Origin of the sequence: Stieleria magnilauensis (assembly GCA_007753675.1) — a bacterium.
Classification (GTDB): domain Bacteria; phylum Planctomycetota; class Planctomycetia; order Pirellulales; family Pirellulaceae; genus Stieleria; species Stieleria magnilauensis.
Genome location: CP036432.1, coordinates 6,775,306 through 6,801,753 on the forward strand (window position 1 = coordinate 6,775,306; position 26,448 = coordinate 6,801,753).

Annotated in this window: 28 protein-coding genes; 12 read left to right on the forward strand and 16 right to left on the reverse strand. The window is 58.3% G+C overall.

What is annotated here, in order from left to right:
* Positions 1-104 precede the first annotated feature (104 nt).
* Positions 105-920 (forward strand): hypothetical protein, encoded by an 816-nt coding sequence (locus TBK1r_RS39060; RefSeq protein ID WP_419580346.1) that lies wholly within the window; start codon positions 105-107, stop codon positions 918-920.
* Between the two features lie 83 nt (positions 921-1,003).
* Here TBK1r_RS39060 and TBK1r_RS24205 read toward each other — a convergent pair whose 3' ends face one another.
* From TBK1r_RS24205 to TBK1r_RS24245, 9 genes are all read right to left on the reverse strand, one after another.
* A complete protein-coding gene (locus tag TBK1r_RS24205; protein WP_145216627.1) occupies positions 1,004-1,297 on the reverse strand; it encodes a helix-turn-helix domain-containing protein in 294 nt (97 codons plus the stop codon).
* A 62-nt stretch (positions 1,298-1,359) separates the two neighbouring features.
* A complete protein-coding gene (locus tag TBK1r_RS24210) occupies positions 1,360-1,662 on the reverse strand; it encodes a hypothetical protein (protein WP_145216630.1) in 303 nt (100 codons plus the stop codon).
* 391 nt (positions 1,663-2,053) lie between these two features.
* Positions 2,054-2,380, reverse strand: a complete 327-nt coding sequence (locus TBK1r_RS24215; protein ID WP_145216633.1) for a hypothetical protein — start codon at positions 2,378-2,380, stop codon at positions 2,054-2,056.
* Position 2,381: 1 nt separating this feature from the next.
* Positions 2,382-2,699 carry a hypothetical protein gene (locus TBK1r_RS24220; RefSeq protein ID WP_145216636.1) on the reverse strand — a complete coding sequence of 106 codons (318 nt, stop codon included), beginning with the start codon at positions 2,697-2,699 and terminating at the stop codon, positions 2,382-2,384.
* Between the two features lie 4 nt (positions 2,700-2,703).
* Positions 2,704-3,009, reverse strand: coding sequence for a hypothetical protein (locus TBK1r_RS24225; protein ID WP_145216639.1), 306 nt, complete (start codon positions 3,007-3,009; stop codon positions 2,704-2,706).
* Positions 3,010-3,130: 121 nt separating this feature from the next.
* Complete coding sequence (locus TBK1r_RS24230; RefSeq protein WP_145216642.1) at positions 3,131-5,569, reverse strand: coiled-coil domain-containing protein; 2,439 nt, start codon at positions 5,567-5,569, stop codon at positions 3,131-3,133.
* 6 nt (positions 5,570-5,575) lie between these two features.
* Complete coding sequence (locus TBK1r_RS24235; protein ID WP_145216645.1) at positions 5,576-6,031, reverse strand: hypothetical protein; 456 nt, start codon at positions 6,029-6,031, stop codon at positions 5,576-5,578.
* The gene (locus tag TBK1r_RS24240) at positions 6,024-6,413 is read right to left on the reverse strand and encodes a hypothetical protein (protein ID WP_145216648.1); all 390 of its coding nucleotides are present in this window, start codon (positions 6,411-6,413) and stop codon (positions 6,024-6,026) included. Before TBK1r_RS24240 ends, TBK1r_RS24235 begins: the two co-directional genes overlap by 8 nt.
* Before the next feature lie 191 nt (positions 6,414-6,604).
* Positions 6,605-6,910, reverse strand: coding sequence for a hypothetical protein (locus tag TBK1r_RS24245; RefSeq protein ID WP_145216651.1), 306 nt, complete (start codon positions 6,908-6,910; stop codon positions 6,605-6,607).
* A 113-nt stretch (positions 6,911-7,023) separates the two neighbouring features.
* Here TBK1r_RS24245 and TBK1r_RS24250 point away from each other — a divergent pair, with 113 nt between their 5' ends.
* From TBK1r_RS24250 to TBK1r_RS24265, 4 genes are all read left to right on the forward strand, one after another.
* The gene (locus tag TBK1r_RS24250) at positions 7,024-7,689 is read left to right on the forward strand and encodes an ion transporter (protein ID WP_473772454.1); all 666 of its coding nucleotides are present in this window, start codon (positions 7,024-7,026) and stop codon (positions 7,687-7,689) included.
* The gene (locus TBK1r_RS39065; protein WP_419580347.1) at positions 7,686-7,832 is read left to right on the forward strand and encodes a hypothetical protein; all 147 of its coding nucleotides are present in this window, start codon (positions 7,686-7,688) and stop codon (positions 7,830-7,832) included. The genes TBK1r_RS24250 and TBK1r_RS39065 overlap by 4 nt, the downstream gene beginning before the upstream one ends.
* 90 nt (positions 7,833-7,922) lie before the next feature.
* Positions 7,923-8,714 (forward strand): PEP-CTERM sorting domain-containing protein, encoded by a 792-nt coding sequence (locus tag TBK1r_RS24255; protein WP_145216654.1) that lies wholly within the window; start codon positions 7,923-7,925, stop codon positions 8,712-8,714.
* 1,030 nt (positions 8,715-9,744) lie between these two features.
* On the forward strand, positions 9,745-10,635 hold the full coding sequence (locus TBK1r_RS24265) for a hypothetical protein (protein ID WP_145216660.1): 891 nt from the start codon (positions 9,745-9,747) through the stop codon (positions 10,633-10,635).
* 251 nt (positions 10,636-10,886) lie between these two features.
* Here the strand turns inward: TBK1r_RS24265 and TBK1r_RS24270 are convergent, their stop codons facing one another.
* Complete coding sequence (locus TBK1r_RS24270; RefSeq protein WP_419580348.1) at positions 10,887-14,624, reverse strand: DUF4347 domain-containing protein; 3,738 nt, start codon at positions 14,622-14,624, stop codon at positions 10,887-10,889.
* A 667-nt stretch (positions 14,625-15,291) separates the two neighbouring features.
* Here TBK1r_RS24270 and TBK1r_RS24275 point away from each other — a divergent pair.
* Both TBK1r_RS24275 and TBK1r_RS24280 read left to right on the forward strand, forming a co-directional pair.
* Positions 15,292-16,215 (forward strand): hypothetical protein, encoded by a 924-nt coding sequence (locus tag TBK1r_RS24275; RefSeq protein WP_145216666.1) that lies wholly within the window; start codon positions 15,292-15,294, stop codon positions 16,213-16,215.
* Positions 16,216-16,306: 91 nt separating this feature from the next.
* Positions 16,307-16,939, forward strand: coding sequence for a hypothetical protein (locus TBK1r_RS24280; RefSeq protein ID WP_145216671.1), 633 nt, complete (start codon positions 16,307-16,309; stop codon positions 16,937-16,939).
* Here TBK1r_RS24280 and TBK1r_RS24285 read toward each other — a convergent pair.
* The 4 genes from TBK1r_RS24285 to TBK1r_RS24300 all read right to left on the reverse strand — a co-directional run bounded on the left by TBK1r_RS24285 (position 16,936) and on the right by TBK1r_RS24300 (position 20,874).
* Complete coding sequence (locus TBK1r_RS24285; protein ID WP_145216674.1) at positions 16,936-17,670, reverse strand: response regulator; 735 nt, start codon at positions 17,668-17,670, stop codon at positions 16,936-16,938. The genes TBK1r_RS24280 and TBK1r_RS24285 overlap by 4 nt on opposite strands.
* Positions 17,663-18,814, reverse strand: coding sequence for a two-component system sensor histidine kinase NtrB (locus tag TBK1r_RS24290; protein ID WP_145216677.1), 1,152 nt, complete (start codon positions 18,812-18,814; stop codon positions 17,663-17,665). The genes TBK1r_RS24285 and TBK1r_RS24290 overlap by 8 nt, the downstream gene beginning before the upstream one ends.
* Positions 18,815-18,840: 26 nt before the next feature.
* The gene (locus tag TBK1r_RS24295) at positions 18,841-20,298 is read right to left on the reverse strand and encodes an ATP-binding protein (RefSeq protein WP_145216680.1); all 1,458 of its coding nucleotides are present in this window, start codon (positions 20,296-20,298) and stop codon (positions 18,841-18,843) included.
* Between the two features lie 138 nt (positions 20,299-20,436).
* Positions 20,437-20,874, reverse strand: a complete 438-nt coding sequence (locus TBK1r_RS24300; protein ID WP_145216683.1) for a BON domain-containing protein — start codon at positions 20,872-20,874, stop codon at positions 20,437-20,439.
* Between the two features lie 249 nt (positions 20,875-21,123).
* Here TBK1r_RS24300 and TBK1r_RS24305 point away from each other — a divergent pair, with 249 nt between their 5' ends.
* Positions 21,124-22,257, forward strand: coding sequence for an ATP-binding protein (locus TBK1r_RS24305; protein WP_145216686.1), 1,134 nt, complete (start codon positions 21,124-21,126; stop codon positions 22,255-22,257).
* Positions 22,258-22,392: 135 nt separating this feature from the next.
* Here TBK1r_RS24305 and TBK1r_RS24310 read toward each other — a convergent pair whose 3' ends face one another.
* Both TBK1r_RS24310 and TBK1r_RS24315 read right to left on the reverse strand, forming a co-directional pair.
* A complete protein-coding gene (locus TBK1r_RS24310; RefSeq protein ID WP_419580349.1) occupies positions 22,393-22,752 on the reverse strand; it encodes a DUF952 domain-containing protein in 360 nt (119 codons plus the stop codon).
* Between the two features lie 16 nt (positions 22,753-22,768).
* Positions 22,769-23,188, reverse strand: a complete 420-nt coding sequence (locus TBK1r_RS24315) for a GNAT family acetyltransferase (RefSeq protein ID WP_145216689.1) — start codon at positions 23,186-23,188, stop codon at positions 22,769-22,771.
* Positions 23,189-23,274: 86 nt separating this feature from the next.
* On the opposite strand from TBK1r_RS24315, the gene TBK1r_RS24320 reads away from it, so the two are divergent.
* The 4 genes from TBK1r_RS24320 to TBK1r_RS24335 all read left to right on the forward strand — a co-directional run bounded on the left by TBK1r_RS24320 (position 23,275) and on the right by TBK1r_RS24335 (position 26,447).
* Entirely contained in the window at positions 23,275-23,481 is a 207-nt protein-coding gene (locus tag TBK1r_RS24320) for a hypothetical protein (RefSeq protein WP_145216692.1), read from the forward strand.
* A 289-nt stretch (positions 23,482-23,770) separates the two neighbouring features.
* Positions 23,771-24,499 carry a WbqC family protein gene (locus TBK1r_RS24325; RefSeq protein ID WP_145216695.1) on the forward strand — a complete coding sequence of 243 codons (729 nt, stop codon included), beginning with the start codon at positions 23,771-23,773 and terminating at the stop codon, positions 24,497-24,499.
* The gene (locus TBK1r_RS24330; RefSeq protein WP_145216698.1) at positions 24,496-25,470 is read left to right on the forward strand and encodes a glycoside hydrolase family protein; all 975 of its coding nucleotides are present in this window, start codon (positions 24,496-24,498) and stop codon (positions 25,468-25,470) included. Before TBK1r_RS24325 ends, TBK1r_RS24330 begins: the two co-directional genes overlap by 4 nt.
* Positions 25,467-26,447, forward strand: a complete 981-nt coding sequence (locus tag TBK1r_RS24335) for a glycoside hydrolase family protein (RefSeq protein WP_145216701.1) — start codon at positions 25,467-25,469, stop codon at positions 26,445-26,447. The genes TBK1r_RS24330 and TBK1r_RS24335 overlap by 4 nt, the downstream gene beginning before the upstream one ends.
* Position 26,448: the final 1 nt, after the last annotated feature.

The window sequence follows — 26,448 nt, forward strand, 5'->3', positions numbered from 1 at the left end:
GCCGTTACCGTACGCTTCCGCCAGATTTGCCCAGCCCCATCAATCCCAAGCGTTTTATCGGGCGACGTCCGCCCACCTGCCCGTCGTTTGCGAAGTTCCTTCAATTGGTCAAAGGTGCGTCCAAACATAGCCACGCAATTTCTATCCAGTTTTTCGAATTCCCCGATTCGCTCCTCGGTCAGCTTGCAAGTGGCTCTATCAATCTCGTCCCATTCGGTCGGAATTTCCGTCGCGACCGCGTCGAAGATGTCACACGGGGGCGGTGGAATCAGCCGATCTATGCCCCCTGCCAGCTTGTTCAGAATCAACACGCGCTCGCCTCTCAATCGATTTGCAATTGCTTGTTGAATTACAACCGGGAAAGGCGACGGCGACCGACTCAGAGCCTCCCAAGACTTCAATGTGCCAAGCTCATCGGCTTCACGCTCGGATTCCGTCTTTCTGGACACAGCAACCGCAGCCGCAAAATGGGCCGGGAGACTGTAGCCCCAATACTCGAGCGATTCAAAGGCGTCGCGGAGTGCATCCCAGCTGGTCGCAAACTGGCGCCCGTCACGCTCGCAACGCTCGGCACCGGTGTGGAACCAGTGTGGCGGGGTCTCGATCGGTGGAAGCTCAACCCGTGCAAATTCGATCAACGGCGCGAGGCGGTCAAAGTCAAAAGAGCATTGGCCAAACACCGCACGGGCGAGACTCCAATCACGGCGGATGATCGCGGCCCGTTCTTCGATCGCAAGCGGGTGCTTTTCGCCGGTGGTGGTGTTTTCCCGATACGCGTTGAATTGAACGCCTGGGACGCTGACGAGCCCAATCATCCGTTGAAGCAGTTCCGCAGCGTGCCCGAAAGCGTTTTCGACCAGTTGGGGCCACGTGTTGGCGGCGGCGTTGTAGGTTGCCATCGTTTGTTCCTGTTCGGGTGACGGGCCGGGCCGGCGGCCGGACGCAGGAACGACGCCCAGCCGGCGGACCGATCGGCGGGAGCTACCCGCCTACCCGTGGGCGATTATGCCCGACGTTTCACGCTTCGCTTAGGTGGGGCCGGCTCAAACTTCACAACAACCCGACCGCCGGCGGCCTGGGCCAACGCGGCGACGGCCCCAAGCGATGGCTTCGCGGTGCCGTTGAAGTAGTTCGAGACGCTCCCGCGGGGAAGTCCGGCCCGTTCGCCGATTTGCTCGTAAGTCATCCCCTCGACATGCGGGCGGATTTCCTCGATCAATCCGGGGAGGTCGATGCCGTAGGCGGACACGTCGATACGCTTGGCCGTTGGGGCCTTGGCGGCTTTCTTCTTGGCCATGTGGCAGCTCCAAAGGGAAAGCCCCCGGACCGCCAAGCGGCGGCCGGGGACGCGGTGGGAGGTTATCGGGCGATCTGGCGGGCGTCGGCGTTGACGCGTTCGACCGTGGCGACCGAAGCGATACCGAACCACGTAGCCGGCTGCTCGGGGGACCAAACTTTGACGGACACGGGGCCGCCAAAGTCAGCTTCGGTCAGCGTCTCGTCGCGAGTGGTTCGAACGGTGACCGATTCGAAGCAAACCGCGTTGCGGATGGTGCCACTGGGGACACCGAAGGATTCGACGCAACGGCCGTTCATTTCGTGGCCGGTCAGTTCAACACCGTTGCGGTAGAAGTAAGCTCGGGGGCGGGGACGATTGGACATAGTTTTGACTCCGGTGGGGTTCCTGTGATCGACATACTTATTGTGTCGTATGTCCCGGTCTGTGTCAACACAAAAACTATGTCGGAATCTATGTTTTCTCAGGATCGGCCGGCGTTGCCATTCTGCGACGCGTCGCGGTTCACTCGGGGACGGCTCGCGGAGTTTGCCCGCGGCCTCGGTCGCGGCGGTTTCGCCCGGGTCCAACAACACGCCCACCCAATCGCTGCGCGTGTCGCTGGCCAAGACTTGGCCGTGATGTTCGGCAATCGCTTCGGTGATCGCCAGGGACGCATCGTCGCGGCGGTCAGCGACGAAAACCCTATTCGGTGTCGCAATCGGAATCACGAACCAAGGAACGGCGGAGGGGACGTGGGAAACGATGGCGGATACTTCAGAACGGCCCGTCGTCATCATCGGCGGACGCATCGGTTGTTCCCATCGCATACGCGCCGCGGAGTTTGCCGGCGGCCTCGGTTGCGGCGGTCTCGCCTGGGTCCAACAACACGCCCACCCAATCGCCGCGCGTGTCGCTGGCCAAGACTTGGCCGTGATGTCCGGCAATCGCTTCGGTGATCGCCAGGGACGCATCGTCGCGGCGGTCAGCGACGAAAACCCTATTCGGTGTCGCAATCGGAATCACGAACCAAGGAACGGCGGAGGGGACGTGGGAAACAATGGCAAGCATCGTTTCAAGTTGGTGGGCGTCGCTGTCGGGCATGTTAATTTCGGGAATCCGCTTTGTCGGCGGACGTGTCCCGCGTTGTGTCGTCGGACGTGTCGGCGGATTGTAACGCCTGCCCCCGTATCGCTGCCACGTCGCGGCGAAGCTTTGACGCGGTGCGGCGGGCCAGTTCGCCGATTTGGTCCAATTCTGCGAGTCGTCGCCAGATGTCGGACTCCATGCCGCCTAATAGTTCGATGTCCAATTCTGCGGAAGCTTCAACCGAACGGGTAAACCGCTCGGCTTGCTCAGCCAGTTGTTCGACCGCTCGCAACTCAGCGTCGGCGCGGGTTCCTGCTGCGTTTGGCTTGCTCATGGCTCTATGGCTCATCGGGTTGGGGTTCGCCGCAGAGCGTTACGCGTAGCGGCTCGGGGGTGACGTTGTCGAATGAGGCGACGTCGGCCGCCGGCGGTAGGATGATTTCGACGTCGACGACGCGGGCGTTTCCGCCAGACGCGTTGATCGTCTCGGCCATCCGGGCGGCGTCATCGCTCGACATTGGACGCGGATACCAAAGGGGGCCGGCGATGTCGTCGATAAGCACGAACGGCACCCGGACCGATTGGGCGTTTGCATGGCAGTCGGGACCGATTGGGGCATCGTTCGGGATGGTTGCGGTTTTCATGTTGTCCTCGGATTCTCGGGGTAAATGGGGATCGATCCGGGGACGGTAGCACACCAAAAAACGGTTCCCAAACGGTTTGTTTTCTGTTTTCCGACGTTCGCTTTGTGTGTCGGCTTGTGTCTTAGATTGGGTCGGGAATCCGGCGACGTGACGCGGCGTTGATCCCGGCGGACGCGTCGGCCGGCTGCCGTTCGGTGTTGTCGGCCGTCCTCAAGACACCGTCGGCCGTGGTCCGGGTGGCGTCGGCGGTCGATTTGCTGGCGTCGGCGGTCTCGCGTTGCAGGGCGATCGCCTCACGCTGCAATTGGTTTTGCTCTCGAATCGCGGCGGTCAGTTCGTTGTTAGCAGACGCGGGGGACGATGCGGCCGCGCTGATCGCCTGGGGGGCGACGCTGGGAACCCCGAACGCAAACGCCTCTTCAAGGCTTGGAATCTGCTTCAATGCCGTCTGCCGCTCCACGTTGTTGAAGGGGACGGCACCTAGAAGCTTGTGGCTGAGCGACTGGACAATCGGATTGTTCAGGATCGCCGATCGGCCGCCGGTCTCAGACGCAGCGCTCGTGACCTGGTTGGTCACTTGCCGAATCACGTTGTCGTCGATTCGGCTTTGGTCGATCGTCTCCCCGCTGAGTGTCGAGAGGTAGGTTTGCGTTTCGTCTCGAGATAGCCGGACCTGTTCACCGGGGCGGGCCTGTGATCGCCGGCGGCCGAGTGCCGTGGCCCCAAACGTGAGAGCCTCAAGGCTTCGCTGAGATTCGATGTCGCCGAAGTTGCGTTTGTCGCGTCTTGCGTCGGCCGCGTCGGCCGCCAGGGCTTGGAAATCGCTTAACGCTGTCGACTCAATCAACCCGTCCAACGCATCCGCCGCGGTGTCGGTGGCGGTTCGTGCAGCTGCTCGCCCTTCGACGGTCACGGCGTTGTCGCCGCGGGCGTATTCTCTCGCCTTTTGCCGCTGCCGTTCGGCCTGTCGCTTGGCTTCGGTGGTTCCAAGTGCCCGCTCGGCTTCGATTTCGGCCTGGTTGTCGGCGGCGATCTTGTCGCGGGCGGCGACGATGTCGGGGCGTGCTTCTGCAATTGCTCGCTTGACCGCGGTTGCTGATCGGTCTGTACCCGTCGCGGCGCGGGCTGCATTGATTTCGCTTGTCCGCGTTTGGATCTCGCCAAGGTTCTCCGCAATCGCGTTGTAGGCTTCGTTCAGTTCCTTGGACTCACCCAAAAACGCGGCCCGCTGTTCGGCCGATAGGTCATTTTTGAGAGCCTGGACGGCTTCAATCAATCCACGGTCCGCAAGGGCTTTGCGTCCGTCGGTGTCGACCGTGTCGAGATTCAGTTTGGCGGCCAACGCGGCGATACGGTCGCCGGCGGTCTCGCCAGATTTGAATTTGCCGGCAAGTACGGAAAGCGTCGCCACCGATTCGTCAAACGATGCCTCGGTCGGGGCGGCGGACGCGGCGACGGCTGGCAGTGCTCGGGCGATCTCTTCGAAGTTGAGACGCGACTTGGCTGCACCGACAAGAACCGCGTTGATTGCCTCCTGTCCTCCGATACCCTCGTCTTGGAAAAGGGCGGGGACTTGCCCGGCAACCGTCGATTGAGCCTGTACGTCAATCACACGATTGCCGGCGTTGGCGGCGATAAAGTCGGTCAGCTCTTCAAACCCTTCCGAACGGGCGGAGAAAACCAGCTCGCGGGCGTGTTCGCGGAGGATTCCGTATTTGGCGGCGAGTTCGTCGGCCTTGCCGGTCAGCTTTTCGAAGTCCTCGGCGTCGGTCGCGACCTGCAAAAGCTTTTGATTGCCCGATGCCGTGTTGAGCAACGTTTCCACGGACTCGCGTTGTGCGTCGCGCGCGGCCTCAACGGTTCGTCGGTAGACGCTCGCGGCGGCGTTGATCGAGATGTAAGCCGTTGCCATTTGAGTCAGTTGGGACCGGATGCCGGATCCAAACGCAGATTGGCCGGCCTTGCCAGCTTTCGTGAAGTCGTCGCCGGCCTTTCTGGCGACTTTGCCGGCTTCGTCGTCAATCTTCCCGATTTCGCCAAGGATTTCTTTGATTGATCGCGAGCCGTCTTGCCCGGTTCGTTGGAGGTAGCCGCGGACGGCGGAAGCTTGTTTTCTGCCCTCGGGTCCCAGCTTTTCGAGTTCCGTTGCCAGGCGGGCGAGTTTGTTGGCGGAGGTGTTAGCGGCGGCGGCCACGTTGTCTTGAATTGCGGACGCACTCGCGGCGGCGGCCGGGTCGATCTTCTCCAACTCGCCGATGATTTCGCCGATCGATCGACGGCCGGCGGTTCCGGTCTCGCGTAGGTATTGCTCGACCGCCTTGGCTTGGGCCCGTCCCTCCGGACCCTGCTTTTTGAGTTCGCGGATGATTCGGTTGTAACTCGCGGCGCCCTTGTTCGCCGCGGCCTCTTGTGCGGCGGCGGTCTGTCGGGCGGTCTGCTGTGACGTCGCGGCGGTTTGCTTCGCGGCGTCCTCCTGCTGGTTCTGTTTGCGTGTCAGCTTGTCGTATTCCGCGGCGGCTTTTTGAGCGTCCGCGGTGATCTCGATTTTCGTTTGGGCCATGGGTGGCTACTCGGCGGGTTGGGTGGAAGCTTGCGACGCGTCGCAGATTGCGGACAGTCGATTGTCTTGGTTGGAGAGGTAGGCCCAGAGTTCACGGAACACTCGGACGCGGACCAACATTGCGGCCCAGCCGGCGGACGCGGGCATCGTCGGCGATGACAGATGGGAAACGACGTTTTCGACGCTCGCCAAGAACCTCGCTTGTTTGGTCGCGAAGTCCCCAAGGGCTTGAAAGTATTCGGGCCGGTCCGATTCGGTGACGTCGCCACCGTTCCAAGTCGCGGACGGGTCGCGTATGCCGATCGCGGCCATCCTGAATAGGGTTTCGGTTTCTGGCACGATGCCACCCGTACCACTGGATGCCACCAAGTTGTGGCAATCGACGTAAAGCTTGGCGGTATCCACGACGAACGCCCGAACGATGTCGGCCCGTTTCCGCGTTTGGTTTCTCAACTCAGTCACGAACGGCCCCCAATGCGGTACACGCGACGCACGGCCAGACGTTCACAAGTCCATGAACGGGGCACCGCTTGGGACGGGCCGCCTCGGTGAATCCAATGCGGTCACCCTCCGCGGCCTCATCCAGATAGACACGCCGCGAATACCGACCAATCTTCGATTTCGGCAAACCCATTTCGGCGGCGATCTCGCGAATCGATTGGCCGGCCTTTTCCCGTCGGCGTCGCACCTCTCGTTGCTGAGCGTCGCTGAGATGTTGGCCGGCGTAGTTCAAGCCACTTTCCGCTGCGACCGCTTGGACGAATGCATACGGCACCCGGTGTTCAACGGCGATGTCCATAAGCCGGCGGCCCTGCATCAACCGCTTCAAGATTGCCCGACGCATCCTTTCCCCTCGTGATGGGCGGCGGCCCTGGGGCGAGCGAACAAACAACCCACCCACCCCAAAAAAACACGCCGCGCGTACGAAAATGTCGACCGGTCGCCGGCAAATGCCTCCCTGGGGGCCCCCCTCGGAAGGACCCGCCCAACTTTCAGGGACCGCACCGGCGCGTCGACCTGGTTGTCTGCAACCCATCATCCCTGATCATCCCCCGGCGGCAATGCGGACGCGTGGGCCAACTCGGAAGCGAACGCCACCACAGAGGCCCAGTCGGAATCGGAAAGCTCCGCGGCGTGTCTGGCGATCTCCGCCAGCCTTTGGCGTTTCAGAATCAACCCGGCAAGATCGGTTCCGTCGTCATCGTCCAAAGCGTCGGCGGAAACTTCCGGCGCCGATGACACCGCCGGCGACACCGCGGACACGCCCCCGCGTTTGTCACGGCTGGAATCGGTCGGTTGTTCGAGCCCTACCGGGGGTACTGCGGAGCAGATGCTTTGCACTGGCAAGTTGCCGGGTCGATTCGACCCGGCTTTTTTTGTGCGATGAACGCAACGCACGACGAGACAGTGTGCGATCCGCAAGCATGACGTGATCATTGCCGACGGAAGGGACGTTGAAATCGAAGACCGTTCGAAAGCTGGATCTCGTCATGCAGGCTCTGATCTGCGTTTCGTTGGTGCTGTTTTCGATCGAGACACTTCCCGACCTGAAATCGAGTACGCGAGCATGGCTCCGATGCGCGGAAATCTTTGTCGTGGTGGTTTTCACGATCGAGTACATCGCTCGCTTCTACCTGGGCGGTATCCGGTTCGCGGCAAGCTTTCTTGGCATCATCGACCTGATGGCCATCATGCCGTTCTACCTGTCACTCGGGTTTGACCTGCGGGCGATTCGCGCGTTCCGTTTGATGCGGTTGGTCCGGGTGCTGAAATTGGCGCGGTACAACAGGGCGATCGCCCGTTTTCACCGAGCGTTTGTCATCGCGAGGGAAGAATTCATCTTGTTCGGATTCGTTGCCATGATTTTGTTGTACCTGGCGGCGGTCGGAATACATCACTTCGAACATGACGCCCAGCCCGAAGCGTTTGCTTCGGTATTTCATTCCCTGTGGTGGGCGGTGGCAACACTGACGACCGTCGGTTACGGGGACGTGTACCCGATCACGCCGGGCGGCAAAGTTTTCACGACCTTGTTACTCGTGATCGGCCTCGGCATCGTCTCGGTGCCTGCAGGGTTGATTGCGTCCGCATTGGGCAAGGCGAGGGAAATTGAGGAATGAGTGATCCGAATCCGTATAAACCGCCCACTGATTTTGAGATTGCGAAGAACGAGCGAAAGGGGCTCTTGGAGTTCTCACGCTTTGATACTTTCGTCGGCGATGCGTTTCGATTCATCCTTTCCGCGTTCGCGATGCCCCCATAGGTCCGACAGCCTGTTCTTGAGGAAATTTGTTAGGATGCGTCTGGCATTGGTTGTCTGCATTTTTTCCCGTTGTGATGGAGAGTCCTTCAGATGAAACTCAAGCTTCTTGCATTTGTTCCTGTTGTTTTATTCACCGTCAATACTGTCTCAATTGCGAACGCAAGCATCGTGTCGGTTGGCGTGTTTGACGAGAATGTGGTTCAGGCAAACAGCGTAGACATCAGTGCGACAGCTTACACAGCCGGGCAAGTCTCCGTTGACGTCGCATCCGCCTTTGCAGCCGGGCAAGGTGGCGTGATCGACTTTGACAATGGAACCATCACCGACTCGAATCGATTGGAGGCGACGTTTGCTGGAGGAACGAAGACGCTTCATGTGAGGAATGACGAACGGACTTGGTCGATCGGCAATCTAGGGACTGGCACGGCTGGCGCACTGTCCGGTGGGCGAGTCTTGTTCAACGGTGCACCTGACCCTTTTCCGACTCCGTACCTCAACCGGTTCGTTTTCGAAGATGTTACCGATCAGCTTGGGATGTCGACCGGCGATGCCGTGACCACGTTCGGGCTGATCGTGTTAGATCTCAATACAAGCCTGAATGGTGGCGACAACGATTTGGAATTCACGATCACGTTTTCAGATGATTCAACCATGTCGTTGATGCACACCGTTCCGGGGTCCTTCAATGCCAACGACACGTTCTTCGGATATCAAGCGCCGAGTGGACAGTCGATCAAGGAAGTCGCGATTTCCGCCACGAATAACTTGGCAACCGATGATTGGGCCTTCATCGTTTCGCCATCCGCCATCCCCGAGCCGGGTTCGGTTGCGATGCTAGCTCTGCTCGGCATGGTCACGGTCATGCGTCGCCGCAGTCGCTGATCGAAAGGCCTGATGTATGGTGTCAGCCACAAGTCGGCATTTGCGCGACCCGTCTGCGATTTGGTTCGTCGGCATCTTGCCGGCCGTTGCCCGCAGATTTGGTGAATGGAACCAACTTGAATCCGGTAAGTGCGCCGACCTATCGTGGGCAACGTGTTTGGCGTTTGATTTTTTGCATCCGAGGCTATTGGAAGGTATTTATTTTGGGGGCCCATTTTTAACCTTCCTGATTCGTTCGACCATTGCCACGCCGCACAACCAAAACGCCACCCCGGACTCACCAAACGCTCAAGAACGTTTCGTTCGAGAACATGGTTGCATGTTGGCTGATGAGTGATGGCTGGGAGGTCTACGCACCAATGCTGGACCATGGGCACAAGACGGACCTACTGATTTCTGACGGCCCCAATTTCCACCGTCTGCAAGTGAAGACCTTTACGTCAACTCGTGACAATCAGCACATTCAGAACTGCTGGCAGGGTAGCAACGTCGACTATTTGATCCTGTTCGCCCGAAATGGAGACTGGGGAATACTGGCACCTGCGTTTCAGTGCCGATCACGCAAGCTTCTCCACGAAACCCACCGAAAATTCAAATCCATGAAACGGGACTTCTTGCGACAGTTCCACCAGATCTAGAATCGACCTGTGCGTCCAGCCATAGGGGCGTGCCACAAATGACGGAAGGAACGAACCACAAGCGGGGGTTGGTGCGAACCGCCTGCAGATTCGTTCGCAGGCCGCCTGCCCGCCGCTGCTGGTATCATTCTGCCCCGAATCATTCTGCCATCCCTTCGTGTTCTCATGGAGGCAGACAGGGAAGGAGCAATGGCAGAACAATATGGGGCAGAATGAGGGCTCGGACACACAATTCCCGTCACATCATGGCCACCGAATCGTTAGCCCACATGCCTCCATTTTCCTGTCATCCATTTTCTTGTCGATCGAAGCCACCGTTTCCCGGTTGGCTCGATCGAGCTTGTCGCGGGCACCAAAGACTGTCTATGACAGCATGAACCCCGGAGAATGCAGTGAAGAGTTCAGTGACTCGACGATACCTTTTGGCTTTTGCGATCCTCTTCGGACTGCTGCTCTCAACGCGTGTCGCGTACGCATGGGCTACCGAACGAATTGGTCCAGATAGCCAGCATCCCCACGCGACGGTTGCTTCACCCGATTGGCCGACGAATCTGATTCGACTGTTTCGGCACCCTTCCCGTGTCTATTCACGCTGGGTGAACGGCTCGGAGGCGGTGTATTTCAACGCGAACCCACCCGAGACCATGGAGCTGATTGAGGCGTTTTCGGAGACGCAACTACGCGATCATGAGGTGTGGATTCTTCCTGCTGCAGACGAGCACATCGTCTCCTTTGAGAAGCAAGAAATCAGATACAACGTTCGTCTGGCAAAGCCCGGACGTCTGAAGAAATTAATCGACCGACTTGATGGAAAGGACCTCGCGACCTACGAGCCGGTTTTGTACGTCTGTCTCGATGCAACCGGGGCCGAAGCGGTGGCAAACTTCGGCTTTCCCGACCATCTCATTGTCCACAATCAATTTGCCGACCTGCAGCTTCCCGCCACGGCAACCAAACCGAAACGAACCGCTTGGCACGGACGGATGATTGGAGATGAATGGAAGACGGTCGCAACGGCTAATCGCAACGTCGCGTCTGAGCTGATGCTTTGGACGACGAACGAGGAGGCTGGAATCCGGCTTGGCAGCGCCAGTCGAGATGGATGGTTTGAGTCGCTGTTTTCGGATCAAGAGATCGCCGATCTCAAGTCTGGAAAGTCTTGGATCACAGTCGCGGTCGGAGACCGGCAACGAAAACCGAGATCAGATGATTCGAGAGTGCCCATCGACAAGCTGGTTCCCGGCCGCATGCCTGTTGAAGGCATTGCGAGGATCAATAAATGACGGATCGGGGGCGATGACCAGCTTATTCGTTAGCCGTCAGCCTGCCCGCCGCTGCTGGTATCATTCTGCCCCGAATCATTCTGCCATCCCTTCGTGTTCTCATGGAGGCAGACAGGGAAGGAGCAATGGCAGAACAATACGGGGCAGAATGAGGGCTCGGACGCACAATTTGCCGCCACCTCATGGCCGCCGCATCGCTAGCTCACATGCCTTCATTTTCCTGTCGACCGATTCGGAATACAACGTGCCGCTCAGGCGTTGTACTGGAAGTAACCGTTGGTGTGCAGGATCTCGCTCAGCCGGAAGCCGGGAGAAATGCCCACGCCATTGACGTACGTTCCCGTCGAATAAACTGTCGGCGCTTCGGTCTCGTACACCGTTCCCGAGATCTCGATGCGATCGATGGCGACGTTGGAATCAATTCCGTTGGCCGGATCGTAGCGGTCGTTGATAAAGCTGACTCGAACGTCCGCAGGGTCCACGGTCGTGTCCGTGACCCAACGCAATTCAACGAAGTTGCGGTTGAGCAGATCGTTGGCTTTGCCGCCGAACTTCGAAAGGTCGAAGATCGCGACCTGTTGACCGGCGACCTGCAACGTCACGATCTCGTCGCCCAGCGATCCAGCCGCGTAGATTTTCACGAGCGTCGAGACGTTCTGCGCGTCATTGGCCAGCCCCGGCGTGCCGTTGATTTGGTTACTGGGTGACCAGTTGGCCGCCACGCTGTTGTCCAGTGCCGGGTCGATCAGCGCGAGCGTGAACCCGTTGCCATCAGGTTCGGTCGGCCACGGTGCGACATCGTCATATTCGACTGAGTCGACGAGGTTTCCGGAGTCATCCGACAGCGTGATCAATTCGCCACCGCCACTGAGTCCGCCGGAATACTGTCCGCCGACGAAAAGATCGCCGGGATAAAGCGAACGGAAACTGGAAAAGTCGTCCGTGAAAACGACGTACTCGCCGGGAAGGATCACGGTGCCGTAGCCGATTTTCAGCCCGACGCCGTCGATGGTCCAGCCCGACAAATCAACCGATTCGGTGGCCGATGGGTTGTAAAGCTCGATGAACTCGGGGTCGCCATCGAGCGGGTTGTAATGCAATTCGTTGATCACGATGTCACTGTTGCCGCTGGCAGAACCTGGCATCCGGATTTCGTTTGCAAAGTCTGCACGACGAGTCTCGATCGCGGCTTCAAATTTGTTGGCCCAGTAGGGATTGGCATAGATGTCGTTACGGTTCCACTTGGCAAATTCAAGCGCAGAGTTTGTGGCACCGATCCCATCGACCAATTCATCGAACCGCGTGACCAGTCGATCGTCACTCAGGTAGGTGTCGACCAGGGTTTGCATGCGACGCCAATACATGTCCTGGAACTCGGGGATTTCAAAGATGGAATCGAGCAATTCATGTCCGATCGGCTCGGGCGTGGTAAAGGGCCCGAGACTGTCAGGTGTCCAGGTGCGGTCGACATCCCATTCGACGATCGACCACAATCCCGTTTCCTGATCCAACAGCATGTAGAAATTCTGGTTGCTTTGGTCATCGTGTCGCATCAACGTCGAAATCGCCATGTGGTTGATGACGTTGGGGACATCGACGTTGTCGTACAGATAAGCGGTTTTGGCGGCCGATGCCGGAGCGGTCAACACACTGTTGAGTTGGGCCAGCGACGTCAGGTCGCCGTCGTCAGGCGATTTCTTGTCGAATTTGGGAGAAGAACCGAAGCCCCCTTGTTCGGCTTTAAAGAATTCGTCCGCGTCACTGATGCCGTTTGCCGTGCGCCACGCCCCGTCGTACAGTTCTTGGAATCGGAACACGCCATGGAAATCGCCGTTCATTTCCGCGCGGACGAAGAAGGAACTGGTGAAGGAATCGGTTTCGGCATTGAAGACGTCCCAAGAGATATCCGGCGTCACCACCGACCAGTCTCCAAAGTCAGCGTTGATGCCGAACTCGTCGATCGGATAGCTGCCTTCGGCGCCGATGTCGATCGTGTGTCCCTTAGGCAACTCAAACTTCAAGCTCTTCTTAGGGAAGAACTCGCGTGAATAATCGCCGCCGCGAACGCGGACCGTTGCATTGTCGATCACTTCACCGTTGTAATAGACGACTGCGCCGATGGTCGTGTTGGTCAACGCAAGTTCGGTGGTCGTCAGCTCCGTGAACTCAGTCTCGTCGACGAAGAACTGAAACAGCGGCAGCGTGTTTCCGCTGATGTCGGTCGGCGAGACGACGATTCCGAAGTAGTTGATCGTGTCATTGAACGGCGCAACGGCGACCTCCGATTCGATTCGGTATCGAATCAAGGTTCCCGGTTCGGCTCCCGGTAGGGTGGCTCCCCAAGTGCTGCCGCCGGTGTTCGTCATCGCGACCGATTGCTCGTCGCCGAACATGACCTTGTAGACCAACGTCGCTTCGGTCGCACCTTCGATGGTGGCGTTGATCGAAAAGTCTTGGTTGGGAAGAACGACGCCGGGTGAGACGACGATGTCTGTGATCGGATCCACCTCGGGTTCGCCGAAGATCGAGTTTTCTGCCGCCGGCGTCGGGTCGCCGATACTGACGCCCCAACTTTCCGCCAGTGAATTGTCCAACGCCCAATCACGCAACTCCAATGACGGGCCGTTGCCGTCGGGCAGCGGCGACCAAGGGGCTTCGTCCAAGTAGCTGACTTCATCGAGAACCGTGACGCCATCGGCGGCCAACAGCTGGATCAATTCGCCCCCGCCGGACAAGCCGCCGGAGGTGAATTCGGCGATCGGCGTCACTCCCCACGTCGCTTCGGCGATCGCAATCGAAGGCGACACGATCGCATACTCACCGGGACTGATGGTCGTCCCCGATGCAAACGTCAAATTAAATCCGACGAACGACAGACCACCCAAGTCGACGGTCTGGTCGCCGGAATTGTACAGTTCCAAAAACTCGGCGTCGGAGTCAACCGCCCCGTCCGGCCCGGGGTTGTAATGGATCTCATTGATCACCAACAAACTCGGATCTCCGCCGGGATCAACGGTCGACCCGGCGTATTGGAAATACCCGTTGGAATGAAGTGTTTCGGAAAGGCGATAACCCGGCACAATGCCTTCGACCGGCTTCCACGTTCCCGTCGAGAAGACTTCGGGAGCTTCGGTCTCGTACGTGACACCATCGATGATGATCTTGTCGACGCGTAGATTGCGATCGATTCCGTTGGCTGGGTCATACAGGTCATTGGTAAAGACGACGCGAACTTGATCGGCATCGATCCCATCGACGTCGACGGTGTACGACTGCAAGGACCTGCCGACGTTATCGAACGTCGCAACGGTGGTCTGGTCGATCTGCACCAGCATCTGTTCTTCGCCCCGTGCTCCCGCAGCCTGGATCGTGATCGGTAAGATCGCTTGATAACTTTGGCGGGTCGCAGCATCGAAGGCCAAACCGGCTTCGATCGTACCCACGTGCCGTTCCAAATCCCAATCGGCATCGCCTGACGCGGATCCAGTCTTGTCTGTCGAAGCGGCAACATCAGCGCCCGTCCATTCCGCGAGTTTCTGAACAAGATTCAATCCGCGCGTCTCGGCACCGGTCTCGCAACCGTAGATCAAGATGTCGGCATTGGCGGTCAGGGCACGGCTCCAGCTTCGAATCTCGGATTCATAACGCCGGATCACTTCCGAGTCGACGCGCTGATTGCCCAACTGCAATTCACCGGATCGGCCATGGGCAAGAACATGCACGCTGTCAACGTTGTGTCGCGTTGCCAAGACTTCGGTGATTTGTTCCAAGCCACCGCGATCGGGTTGAAGCAAGACAAGCTCGTGATGTTTCGCCAGTCCTTTGACCAAGTGATCAATTTGGTCGACCGCGGAATCGATGAACACGATCTGTGACGTCTGTTGCGAGGCAGCGATGCGCGACGAGGTGACATGGCTTGGAGTGACTTCAGCGGATGCGGGCTCTCCGCCAAACTCGCCGATGGCCGCGCCACAATCGGCTGCCAGCATCACTCGTTGTTCCAGAGGCGATAGACGCCATTGATTCCGACGGCGCGAGCGGGAACGCTCTCGATTGGGTGCGCGCATGACTGCTTCTGCCTTGGTGCGGAATAAGAAGGCCATTTCGTTGCAAGCTCGCTGAAAGGTAACGGTGGTCAATCAATGCAAGGATATTAAGTGGTTGCCATGACCAACGCCAGAAACGACGCGCAATTTTGATTGTTTACGTTGATGTACTTAGGTGCACCGCGGCAGCGATTGGGTCGAGCCGACGGAGAAGGGAGACAAGAAAATGGGTGACAAGAAAATGTTGTCCGCGCGGTTCACGGCGATAGCGTTGAGGGCTTGGGGCGACCGTGAGCGGCTCCTGGAATTTCCCTGTCACCGTTTTTCCTGTCGCTCGATCCCCGGCGGCTCTGCACTGAATCATTCTGCACTGAATCATTCTGCCAATCGGGCGGCCCGCCTGCGCTTGGGAGCCGACGGTGTGGTGTGCGAGACAGCAATTGATCAATTGCGTCAAACAGTGCCCCCGCCCTCGATGCACCCTGGTACACTATTCCCGCCTCTTGGTCGCCGAATCGACTTCCATTGCATCGCTGTCAACTGGTTGAAAGTCGTGAGTCGGGTGAAGGGATGGCTGGTCGGTTCCCCTTTTCTCTCGCCGGACTCTGTGATGTCTCCACCGTTGATCAATCGGTTTGTCTTGGCTGCGTTGCTGTCGTTTGGGCTTTCTCAAATAGCCTGCTATGCCGACGTGGCGGTGAATTTCTCGACCAGTTATCGGTCATCGGAAGGCTATGTCGCTGGGTCGCCGACGGCACATCCGGATTGGACCGGCAGCACCAACATGCAGGTCACGCCGACAGGAGTGGGGACGCTGTCGAATCAGCTTTCAGGTGTGGATCCGATCTTCAGCACCACCGGTGCACTCGATGCATTTCCGAATCACAAGTTCGGCGTGGGCGATCGGATTGAGATCCGAGCTCAGTTGCGATTTGATTTGTCCGGCAGTCTCTCGACGCAAGAGATCGCACGGTTCGGCTTTTCCCGCGACTCGTCCTCTGGTGTGATCGAGCAAGGGTTTGGAGTGGCGTGGGATGAAGGCTTCAGCCAGCCGTCGGAAGAACGCGGCCACATTCGGTTCTTCCCCGACTTCAATGATTTCATTCTGGCCGACGGTGCAGCGCCGAGAAACGTCAACAACTCCTTTCAGATCCAAGGGCGGTTTGCCGGACTGGGAGCAAACGACCGCGAGTCGAATCCGTTTGACATCACGTACGCTGCTCGTCATACCGGCGATGATCTCTGGAACGTCGAAACTCTTTCGATCACCGATCAGTTCTCCAACGCAACCTTCTTTTACGATTTCAGTTTCCAGCCGGCGCAGACCTTTCAGTTCGATGGACAGAACGCCGTGCTCGGCCAGGACTTGGTCGTTCAGGGACGCAGTTCCAACGCCGTGACGGCGACGAGCGATTTTATTTCGTTTTCGTATCAAGGAAACCCTGTGTCGGCCGTGCCGGAGCCTGCCATGCCGTGCTTGGTTTTGGCGATCAGCGGGGCGATGTTTCTTCAGCGGCGCCCGAATCGTCGCTGAATGACCGCTGCTGTGCCACCCGTCGTATTATTGTTAGCACTCCCAACGATCCACTCCGCCCGGCTCGATCAAGAGAATCAAGATGAACACCGTGAAGCGAACTTGCTCGCTGCTCCTGCTTTCGACAATTGCGTGCTTGGCGGTTCGGCCGGCGGACGCGGCCGTCGTGATCCAGATGGACGAAGTGCCCTCCAATGGCAGTATTCGCTTGACCGGCAGCGGAACCATCAACCTGACCGATTTAAATTTTCGGTTCAACGGGTCGGTCGGTCGGTTTGTCATCCCGTCCAATGCGACGGTGGGTTTCGGGGGATTTGCGGCGGGCTATTCGGGAGTGACCGCACCGGGCTCTTTCGGAGCGGACCAGCTGTTTGGAATGTCGCAGTCCAGTGGCGACGCGTTTATGGTCACCACTGACATCAACCTCGGTGGGATGTTGTTTGTGCCGACCAATTATGTGTCCAAAGCACCGTTGGCTTTCACCGGCCGGATCGATCTGCAGAATTTCAGTTCGATGGGTGTCAGCAATGGGGATCAGTTTGTGTGGACCTGGGGTTCCGGGGAGAACGCCGACTCGGTGACGTTAAAGATCGGAACGACGGCGATCCCGGAACCGGATCTCTCGATCGCGATGCTGCTCTCCCTGGTCGTCCTGGCGATGTTCCGCTGGCGCCGCACGGGATCGACGGTGCCGTTGAGGGCGCCAGTTCATATTGCTCGCTAGTTTCGGCCGCTGTCGGTTTCGATCATGTTGAGCAGTTGATCGATGTCGATGGGTTTTTGGCAGACGGCGTTGACGACTTGGTCACCGAGTTCGTCGTAGGCATCGGCAGCGATTTTCCGGTCTCCGCTGACGATGATCGTGCGTGCTTTCGGGACCGCTTGATGGATCCGACGGATGACATTCCGCCCGTCACCGCTGCCGAGTTTCAAATCGACGATCGCAACTTGGCATTGCGAGTCACTGGCCTGCGAGATCCCTTCGGCTTCGCTGTGCGCCAATGCCACGCGAAAATGCCGCAGGTTCAGCACTTGCCAAAGCGACTGGCAGAAGTCTTCGTCATCGTCGACGACCAGCACGATCGGGGCGCTGGCGGCGCGGGCGAGTTTTTCCAGCAGGTCGTGAATGTCGACGGGTTTTCGTAGCACGTCCCACGTCCCTGCGTTTTTCGCTTGCTGGGCACCGTCGCTGCCGGCCCAGGCGGTGATCATGATGGCGGCCACCGAGGGCTGCAGTTTCTTGATTTCCCGATACAGCGATGCACCGTCCATGCCGGGCATTTGGTAGTCCAACAGGACGACGTCAAAGCGACTGTCGCGAACGCAACGCAGCGCCGCGGTGGCGTCTTCGGCCGTCGTGGTTTGGTAGCCGAGGTCGCTGAGGATATCGGCAAAGTTGGTTCGAATGTCCGCATCGTCGTCGACGATCAAGACCCTTGATCCGCTCTCATTCATCGTGGCCTGGTTCCTCCCCCGAGAACGGTTTCAGGTGCACCGAAAACGTCGTCCCTTTTCCGAGATGGCTTTCCACTTCCAGTCGCCCCTGGTTCTTTTTTAGGATCGCGACAGAGATGGCCAACCCGAGGCCCATCCCGCGAGCTTTGGTGGAAAAAAGTGGTTCGACCACGCGAGCCAAGTCGTCGGGTTTGATCCCGATGCCGGTGTCGGAAACCTGAACGACCAATTCATCGGGAGCGATCTGTCCGGCGATGGAGAGAGTGCCTCCATCGGGCATCGCGTCGCGGGCGTTGCGGATCAGGTTACGAAAAACGATGGAAACCTGATTCGGATCGATGGCAGCTTGAAATCCACTGTCTGGCAAATCCGTCTCGATTTGAATGTTCGCCGGCATCGAAACGGAGGACACAATTTTGCGGAGCATTTCTTTCACGTCGCAGGCAATCACGGCCGGTTCGGGCATCCGAGCGATATCCGAAAGCGCGGTGATCACATTGTCGATCATGGTGACCTGCCGATCAATCCTCTCCAAGTGTTCATGCACCTTTTCCGGCGATGGAGTTTGAACGTTTCTCAGATAGTATACCGATGTCCGGACGGCATTGAGTGGGTTTCGGATTTCGTGGGCGATGCCGCCGGAGACTTGACCGAGTGTGGCCATCCGCTCGGATTTCAGCAGATCCGCTTGTGCGGCACGTAATTCAGCGGTTCGTTCCTGCACGCGATGTTCAAGTTTTTCGTTGGCCAGAGCCAGTTGTCGCTGTGCATTTTTGATGTCGGTGATATCACGAACGATTCCGGCGAACAAGATTTGATCGCCGACGGCCATCCGGCTGACGGCCAAGTGCATCGGGAACGTGGAGCCGTCTTTTCGTTTTCCGATCACCTCACGACCGATCCCGATGATCTTCGCTTCGCCCGTCTTGAGGTAGTTGGCCAGATAACCGTCGTGCTGTTCCCGAAACGGGCTGGGCATCAGCATGTTGACGTTTTTTCCGAGCATCTCGCTTTTTTCAAAGCCGAACAACTGGGTCGTGGCCGGGTTGGCTGTCTGGATCGCGCCCCTGCTGTCGATGACGATGATGGCGTCCACGGCGGCTTCCAGGATCGCCAGCAGCACCGCTTGGTCTTGATTATGCATTCCGCTTGCTCCGCTGCGTCGGCCGGCTAGGGGTAGATTTCGACGTCGCAGGATTTTTGGCGGGGGAGTCTGATTTCAAAGGCGGCGCCGTTGGGATGGGTTCGAGCCGCGATGGAGCCGCGATGTGCTTCAATGATTCTCTGGCAGATCGATAGTCCGAGCCCGGTACCGCTTTGCTTGGTGGTGAAGAAGGGTTCAAAGAGTTTTTCCAATTGTTCCTCGGACATTCCCGGTCCATTATCCAGGACGGTGAGTTTGACGTGATCACGATCGCAAACGCAATTCAATTCAATGCGGACCGGATCGTGACAAGCCGCCAGCGCATTTTCGAACAAGTTTCGAAAGACCTGCTCCATTCGTAGCGTGTCGACATCGACCTTGATGTTGCACGACTCGAAATTTTCGATCAGCTGGACGTCACGCTGGGCGTGGGAGACGGCGAGATCGTCCCAGACCCGCCGCCAGATCTCGGGCAGCCCGACCGTCGTGGGACGCATCTGGATGGGTGCGGCAAACGACCGAACCTCCTCCAGCAAGCACTTGAGGTCGTCGGTGGCTCGTTGGATTTTCTTCAGGTCGTGGAGGGCATGTTCATTCCCGGCGATCTCCAGCCCCAGCAATTCGCTGGCGGCTTGGATACGTTGCAGGGCATTGCGGCTCTCGTGGGCCAGGGCGGTCATCGTCTGCCCGATCGCGGCGAGCCTTTCGGACTGCAACGCCCGGGTTTGTGCCGCCGTCAGGTCGCTGATGTCGACGCCGACGGCCAGTACGGACGTGACTTCGCCGTTATGGTTTTTGAGCGTCGTGTTGGACCATCGCACCTGGTACAGGCGACCGTCTTTGCCGACGACGGAGTTGACGACGCCACGCGTGTGCACGTCATGCGCGGTGCGAATGAAGACCTCTTTGACGCGTTCCCGATCCTCTTCGGTGATGCAGACTTCGAACCAATTCTTTCCCTTCAGGTCGCCCGGAGTCCAACCGGTGAGTTGTTCCAGGTACGGATTCAATTGAATCACCGTACCCTCCAGGTCCAAGACCAGCACGATCGCCTCGGCCGTGTCGAGAACCAGCTCGGCGAACGCATGCTCTTTGGCCAATTCCGCCTCGAGTCGCTTTTTGTCCGCGATCCGACGCACCGTACTGCGCAAGTCGTCCGGAATGATCGGCTTGATGACATAGTCGGTCACCCCCAACCGGAACGCCGTAATCGTGCTTTGCATGTCGGCAAACCCGGTGATCACGATGATGTCGGATCCCTTCACCGAATCGATCAGCTCCGGAAGCAGATCCTCGATCAATCCGTCAGGCAATTTGCGATCGGAAATCACGATTTGAAACGCGTCGCGATCGGCCCATGCCTTTGCTTCGGCCAACGAACAGGCACCGACGACATGATGTCCGTCCAGTTCGAGGATATCGCAGAGGTTGGTGAGCGTGTCAGCATCGTCTTCGATAATAAGAATGCTGAGTGATTCGTTCATGGGCACCGGCGACGAAAAAAGAACGACGTCATCTGGAGAAGCAGCCGCTGCATGGTACACCGAACGATGCCCCTAATTCTAGGGTATGCCGGACCCGTTCGTTCCACCCGACGCCCACACACTGACGAACCATCCGGCCTAGGGATCGACCTCCAGCTCGTTACAGATCTGCATTCCGATGGCCACGGGCAAAAGCGATTCCTGCGCCATCTGCTTTTGGTAGAAGCTTGAAACGCGACCGCGCAGAATGATCTGACCGTCCTGCACGTTCACCTCGATTTGCCGCAATTCGCCCGATCCGGATTGGGCGAGGATCTCGCGGAAAAAGGCATTCTTTTCACACGCGCTGGAGGAAGCGATCGGTTGCGACGGGCGATCCCCCGCCGGCTCGCAGTCCCCCGCCGGCTCGCAGTCCCCCGCCACCTCGCAGCCCCCCGCCGGCTCGCCGTCAGGTACGTCGCTGCGATCGGGCGAGTTCCTGATGCCGCCACCGGCAGCCTGGCCAGTCTGTTCCGTTTGGCGGACTTCACTCGATTCCGCATCCGAGTCTGAGGGGAAGGTTCGCACAGTTGACATCAGGATCAACTCCTTTGGGTCATCGCCCGCTGGCGACGGAGCACCCGGCGGCCAGGGACGCGCCCACGGGAAAACACGATTGGTTACGTCAGTCAAAATCCACATCCTGCGAAACTCATGCCCACTTGACAAAACCGTCTCAAATCCTGCGGTTTTTGGGATAAGAAAATTTGAGTTTTGGTCCGGTTCGGCACTCTGCGTGCGGGGTGGGGGTGTGTTCACGAGTCCTCTCACGTGGCAGTTCGAACCATGAATTCACTCGCAAAACTCTTTTCTCACTCGTCGCTCACACGTCAGGCCATGGAAGTTTCCCCTTCCGCGGTCGTGGTTGCGGACCATTCGGGGACCATTCTGTTTGCCAATGAGAATGCCCAGCATTGGTTCGGCTATGCACCTTCGGAGATCACCGGATCAACGCTTGATGGGTTGCTGCCGGAGATCAGCCAACGTGACGACCACGCACACTCGGCGCACGCAATGGCACAGACACCGATCGACATGGAACAGGGGGGGCCCCAGCGCGTTGTCTGTAAAGACGGCTCAGAGATGGTGGTCGACGTCACGTTGGTCCCGGTCGAAGAACAATCCGAGCCATTGATCCTGGCCAATTTTTCGAGGTCCGACTCGGGCACGCTCGATGGCCAACGGTTGGAATATGAACGGTTTGATGCGATCGCCAAGATGATTAGCGGTCTGGCGCACGAGAGCCGCAACGCGCTGCAGCGAGCCGTTGCCTGTCTGGACCTGCTCGAACTGGACTTCAGCGAAAGCGACCGCCACCTGGAATTGTCTCGCAAGATCCGCCGTTCCCTTTCCGATCTGCTGGAGAACTACGACGAGGTCAGGCGATTCGCCGCACCGATCACGTTGAGTCGAACCGCGACCCACTTGGCACCCCTGTGTCAAAGCGTGTTTGATGAGTTGCAAATGAAATGCGACGCCTGGGCGAACCGGATCGAGATCGTGGGGGACGACACCGACGATGATCTGGCGTGCGTCGACCGTGGCAAGTTCCAGGAAGTGTTCCATCAGATTCTGGACAATGCCTTTGACCAGCCACACGGTCGCGTCCACATCCGCGTGAGACATGAGCGAACCACGATCCGAAATCAGGCCGCCGTGCGGATCAGCATTCACAACGATGGGCAACCGTTTTACGCCGAAGCTCTGGTCCGTGCGTTCGAACCCTTTTACACGACCAAGCAACACGGGACGGGGCTGGGGCTGTCGATCAGTCGTCGCATCGTGGAAGCACATGGCGGCCAGATTCTCGCCCGCAACCCCGACGAGGGCGGCGCGGAGATCGAATTCGTGGTGCCGCGAGACGTGCCCCAGCTGGACCAGGCACAGCGCACCGCGATGGCCTTTCCCGTCGCCGATTGACGTAACCACAAACGAAGGCCGTTGATCGATCCGAATGTATCAAACGAATCGGAGCGAGGCTGTTCTAAACGTGGCGTACGCTTCCAGCTTGCGTCGGTCAGGCTTTGCCTGGCCGACATCAACACGTATCCCGCCCTACTGAGCCGGTCTGAACGAATCCGGAAACCGATGACTCCCGTCTTCACCCAGCGGCAGTGGATCGACCGAGATCACTGCGTCCAATGGAATGTCACCATAGACATGCGGGAAAAGGGCTCCGTCACGGGAGGCCTCCCACCGCAATGTCTCACCGAGTTGATCGGCGTCGACGGCAACCAACAGTAAATCCTCTCGTCCGGCAAAGTACAGTTTCGCCGTCGTCTCGACTTGGTTGTGACCGGACAGGTGGATAAAGCCGTCAGTCAAATCAATGCCGCAGCCTGAGAAAACGTTTGCGGAGCGCGCGTCGTCCCAATCGGCTTTGGCGAGGATTTTGTAAAGGGTTGGAGTGTTCAAAATAGGATTTCCTTGGTTACGGATCCTCAATCAACCGCTTTCCGAAACTAACCACATCGTCTTCGCAAAACCCGATCCTTTCATAGAACGCGATCGCGTCGGCGTTGTCTTTGCGGATTTGAAGATTGATTTTCGGGCAACCGGCTTCACGCAGCAAACGCTCGGCGTGTTGCATGATGGCCCGAGCGTGACCGCCTCTGCGATGATCGGGATCCACGGCCAGATAGTTGATCCAACCGCGGTGCCCATCGTATCCGGCCATCACCGTCGCGATCATCTGTCCGTCCAGTTCACCGACCAAGAACCACTCCGATTGCACGCTCATCTTGCGGGCAATGTCCTTGTGCGGATCATTCCACGGGCGAGTCAATCCTGATCGCCGCCACAGCGAAATGACTTCCGCCTCGTCGTCAGCGTGATAGTTTCGAATTTGCATTTGCGATGACTGTTGTCGCTGGACGTGTTTTGGGGGTTGACTATATTGGATGCTAGCATCAAACAACTGTCTCAACATGCTCCCCAGTGAAGAATCCCTATCGCTCTCCGATCGCCACGCACGATAACCAACAGCCGGGGCTCTTGTGGGGAGTTGTGTCGGTGTTCTGTTTCGGATGGGCGTTCGGGACGGCGACGCGCGCTGAATTGGACGGATTCGGCTGGTTCGGCATCGCAGTCTTCATCCTCGGCATTCTGCTTTGGACCAACTTTCGGGCTCAGTCCGGCGGCTGACTTCGCACTGGAGTTGGTCAAAAAATGAAGGCGAGGTGCAATTTGTTTACACGGGTGTCCCCATTTTTTGACCAACCCATTTTTTGACCCTCTCCCAGTCTGCCTCACGTCTGCCCCCCCCTTGTGACCTCGGACCTGCGTCACGCGTTGCTAGCAATGAATTGGCGTCGGCGTCGGCCCATTCAAGGTTCGCTCATGCAATGACGATATCCCAATGACGTGGGTGATGCCGCAACCGGCTCACCGATCGACGCTCGGATTCCGACCACTTCCATCACGGGGCAATGCAATGGGGGAGAAGCGGATCGCCATCATGCAGCCGTATTTCTTTCCCTATATCGGCTACTTTCACCTGCTTAACGCTGCCGACGCTTTGGTGCTCTACGACAATCTGCAGTACACCAAGAAAGGCTGGATCAATCGCAACAGGATGCTGGTCAACGGCAGCGATGTGTTGTTCTCGATCCCGCTGCGCAAGGCGTCTGACTACAGCACCATCGAACAGCGAGAAGTTTCGGAAGACTTCGATCGTCGCAAACTACTCAACCGAGTCCGATCCGCGTACCGAAAGGCGCCGCACTTCGCCGAAGCGATGAATTTGTTCACGACGGCGATCGAGTCCCCTGAAACCAATTTGTTTCGTTTCATCAAACATTCCCTCATCCTGCTTTGCGAGCACCTGGGGATCGGAACAACGATCATTGACTCGTCCACGATTTCGATCGACCACTCCGAGCGTGGTCAAGACAAGGTCTTGGCGATCTGTCGCGCTTTGGACGCGACGATGTATGTCAATGCGATTGGCGGGGCGGCGTTGTATGATCATACGGCGTTGAATGCGGTGGGAATTGACTTGAGATTTATCCAATCGGAAAACCGATCCTATCAACAGTTCAACCATCCCTTCGTCGCTTGGCTTTCCATCCTGGATGTGCTGATGTTCAATTCGACGGAAAGGGTTCGCCAGTGGGTAGAAAACGGATACACGCTGGTTGCCAATCCCACGCCGGTGCCATGACGGAGCCTTATCGCTGGACAAAGCTGGGCAAGGTATTTGACCCGACGGAATCGACCTGTCCCGGCGCTGGCTGGATTCAGGAGTTCGCTCAGGCGCCTTGCGTGGTGCCGCACGATGATTTTTTGCGAGTCTATTTTTCCTGTCGACCGGCGCCCGATTCCAACGGGCAATACACCAGCTACTCGACTTATCTGGACCTCGATCGATCCGACCTGCAAACCGTGCTCCGCGTCAGCGACCGTCCCGTGCTGCCGCTGGGCGAGATGGGGATGTTTGACCAATTCGGCATCTATCCCATCTCCGTGATCCGCTTCAACGATGTGTTTCGTGCGTACTACGCGGGATGGACGCGATGTGAGTCGGTTCCGTTCAACACGGCGATCGGTGTGGCGGAGAGTCATGACGGCGGCCAGAGCTTCACAAAGCTCGGTCCCGGCCCGGTGATTCCGTACACGCCGGACGAACCCTTCGTGATCAGCGGCCCCAAGATCCGCCGATTCAATGATCGATGGTATCTATTTTACATCGCGGGCAGAAAGTGGATCGACGACAACGGCCGCGCAGAACCCGTCTACAAAATTCGCCTTGCGACTTCCGACGACGGGCTCCACTGGCAGAAGCAAGGCGAAGATTTGCTGGAGAGCCGAATCGAACTCGACGAAGCCCAAGCCAGCCCCGATGTGATCTACTGCGACGGCAAGTACCACATGTTCTTCTGTTATCGCCACAGCCGAAACTATCGCGGCAAAAGCGGCGGCTACAGAATCGGCTATGCCTACTCCGACGATCTCTTTCATTGGACACGCGACGACGACCGCGCGGGCATCACGGTTTCCGACAGTGGCTGGGATAGCGAGATGGTCAGCTATCCCCATGTCTTCATGCACGACGGACGCACCTACCTGTTTTATCTCGGCAATCACGTCGGCAAACACGGGTTCGGCGTCGCGGTTTTGGAGGGGCAGCTGTGACGAACCAGGCACCGCGATGGCGAAAACGGGGACGCCTCTTCGACCCGACCGATTACGACTTGCCCGCCGACTGCACCGAGTTCGCTCAGTCCCCGCAGGCATTGGTCTGCGACGGCTTCGTGCGGATCTATTTTTCGTCGCGCCGACGTGACGCCGATAGCGGCAAATTCCTCAGCCACGTCTTGTTCGTCGACTTGAATTGGGAACTGCAACACGTGCTTCGGGTGGCCGAACAACCCGTCCTCTCGCTAGGCGGACTCGGCTGCTTCGACGAGCACGGGATCTTTCCATTGAGCCCGATTCGCGTTGGTGATCAGGTGTTTGCCTATACCTGCGGTTGGAGTCGACGGGTGGGCGTTTCGGTCGAAACGGGAATCGGCTTGGCGATCAGTGACGACGGCGGAACCACGTTCAAGCGTCACGGTGACGGCCCGATCCTCTCGGCGACCCTGCACGAGCCCTGTCTGGTCGGCGACGGATTTGTGCGGCGTTTCGGTGATGTCTTTCACATGTGGTATATCTTTGGTCTTCCGTGGCGACAGTTTGCCGGTCAATCCGAACCCGATCGGATCTACAAGATCGCACACGCGACCTCGCCCGACGGCATCCAATGGAAAAAAACCGGCGGAGACCAGCTGATCGCCGATGCGATCGGCGACGACGAATGCCAGGCTTTGCCGACGGTCATTGAGTCGGGCGGACGGTTTCACATGTATTTCTGCTACCGTTATGCCAGCGACTTCCGCACCAACCCCGAACGTGGCTACCGGATCGGCTATGCGTTTTCTGACGATCTTCAACAGTGGACACGCGACGATGACCAGGTCGGGATCGAGCGTTCTACGTCCGCGGATGCGTGGGACGGTCAGATGATGTGCTATCCCCACGTGTTTCATCACAACCAAAACACTTACCTGCTGTACAACGGAAACGAGTTCGGACGACGCGGGTTCGGAATCGCGGTGGCGGAGGCTTGAT

Excerpts from the sequence above, each read along its gene's own strand:
- TBK1r_RS24330 (WP_145216698.1), top strand. The coding sequence starts at position 24,496 with ATGACGGAGCCTTATCGCTGGACAAAGCTGGGCAAGGTATTTGACCCG.
- TBK1r_RS24275 (WP_145216666.1), top strand. The coding sequence starts at position 15,292 with ATGTCTCCACCGTTGATCAATCGGTTTGTCTTGGCTGCGTTGCTGTCG.
- TBK1r_RS24285 (WP_145216674.1), bottom strand. The coding sequence starts at position 17,670 with ATGAATGAGAGCGGATCAAGGGTCTTGATCGTCGACGACGATGCGGAC.
- TBK1r_RS24300 (WP_145216683.1), bottom strand. The coding sequence starts at position 20,874 with ATGTCAACTGTGCGAACCTTCCCCTCAGACTCGGATGCGGAATCGAGT.
- TBK1r_RS24210 (WP_145216630.1), bottom strand. The coding sequence starts at position 1,662 with ATGTCCAATCGTCCCCGCCCCCGAGCTTACTTCTACCGCAACGGTGTT.
- TBK1r_RS24270 (WP_419580348.1), bottom strand. The coding sequence starts at position 14,624 with ATGCTGGCAGCCGATTGTGGCGCGGCCATCGGCGAGTTTGGCGGAGAG.
- TBK1r_RS24305 (WP_145216686.1), top strand. The coding sequence starts at position 21,124 with ATGAATTCACTCGCAAAACTCTTTTCTCACTCGTCGCTCACACGTCAG.
- TBK1r_RS24205 (WP_145216627.1), bottom strand. The coding sequence starts at position 1,297 with ATGGCCAAGAAGAAAGCCGCCAAGGCCCCAACGGCCAAGCGTATCGAC.
- TBK1r_RS24290 (WP_145216677.1), bottom strand. The coding sequence starts at position 18,814 with ATGCATAATCAAGACCAAGCGGTGCTGCTGGCGATCCTGGAAGCCGCC.
- TBK1r_RS39065 (WP_419580347.1), top strand. The coding sequence starts at position 7,686 with ATGAGTGATCCGAATCCGTATAAACCGCCCACTGATTTTGAGATTGCG.
- TBK1r_RS24220 (WP_145216636.1), bottom strand. The coding sequence starts at position 2,699 with ATGAGCAAGCCAAACGCAGCAGGAACCCGCGCCGACGCTGAGTTGCGA.
- TBK1r_RS24255 (WP_145216654.1), top strand. The coding sequence starts at position 7,923 with ATGAAACTCAAGCTTCTTGCATTTGTTCCTGTTGTTTTATTCACCGTC.
- TBK1r_RS24295 (WP_145216680.1), bottom strand. The coding sequence starts at position 20,298 with ATGAACGAATCACTCAGCATTCTTATTATCGAAGACGATGCTGACACG.
- TBK1r_RS24215 (WP_145216633.1), bottom strand. The coding sequence starts at position 2,380 with ATGCCCGACAGCGACGCCCACCAACTTGAAACGATGCTTGCCATTGTT.
- TBK1r_RS24325 (WP_145216695.1), top strand. The coding sequence starts at position 23,771 with ATGGGGGAGAAGCGGATCGCCATCATGCAGCCGTATTTCTTTCCCTAT.
- TBK1r_RS24315 (WP_145216689.1), bottom strand. The coding sequence starts at position 23,188 with ATGCAAATTCGAAACTATCACGCTGACGACGAGGCGGAAGTCATTTCG.
- TBK1r_RS24240 (WP_145216648.1), bottom strand. The coding sequence starts at position 6,413 with ATGCGTCGGGCAATCTTGAAGCGGTTGATGCAGGGCCGCCGGCTTATG.
- TBK1r_RS24230 (WP_145216642.1), bottom strand. The coding sequence starts at position 5,569 with ATGGCCCAAACGAAAATCGAGATCACCGCGGACGCTCAAAAAGCCGCC.
- TBK1r_RS24225 (WP_145216639.1), bottom strand. The coding sequence starts at position 3,009 with ATGAAAACCGCAACCATCCCGAACGATGCCCCAATCGGTCCCGACTGC.